Source organism: Pelomicrobium sp. G1 (assembly GCF_051905455.1).
Taxonomy (GTDB): Bacteria; Pseudomonadota; Gammaproteobacteria; order Burkholderiales; family UBA6910; genus Pelomicrobium.
In genome coordinates, this window is sequence record NZ_JBQACR010000143.1 from 1 (window position 1) to 390 (window position 390).

Here is a 390-nt window from a genome sequence, read left to right on the forward strand (position 1 = left end):
TCAGCGCCTTGAGATTTTCGGTCATCATTCTTGCCATGAGCGCCAGATCCTCGTTTACCGCCTTGAGGATTTCCGCTTGCGCCTGGGCCGTCATCTCGATGGCCATCTGCGGCAGTTGCGCCATCTGGTGCAGCCCTGCGTCGCACAGGCTCGGCCAAACGCGCAACGCCTTGAACACATCGCCATCCCTCGCGAACGCCACCGCGCCTTCGGCGCCTTCGGTCCACGCCTTGCCGATCGCCTGTATCTGCAGCTCGCATAACCGCCGCGCGGCTTCCGTCGAGACGGCTGCGCACCGCAGCGTCGCGTTGAGATTGGCTTCGTTGAGTTTCGCCCACTGATCCAATACCATTTCCATCACGTTCCCCTTCGATTTTTGCCGTTGGACTT

Annotated in this window: 1 protein-coding gene; it reads right to left on the reverse strand. The window is 60.8% G+C overall.

Annotated features, from left to right (window positions below; genetic code table 11):
- Positions 1-358, reverse strand: a 358-nt coding sequence (locus ACTFO6_RS17900; protein ID WP_439935764.1) for a phasin family protein, incomplete at its 3' end; no start/stop codon positions are given.
- Positions 359-390: the final 32 nt, after the last annotated feature.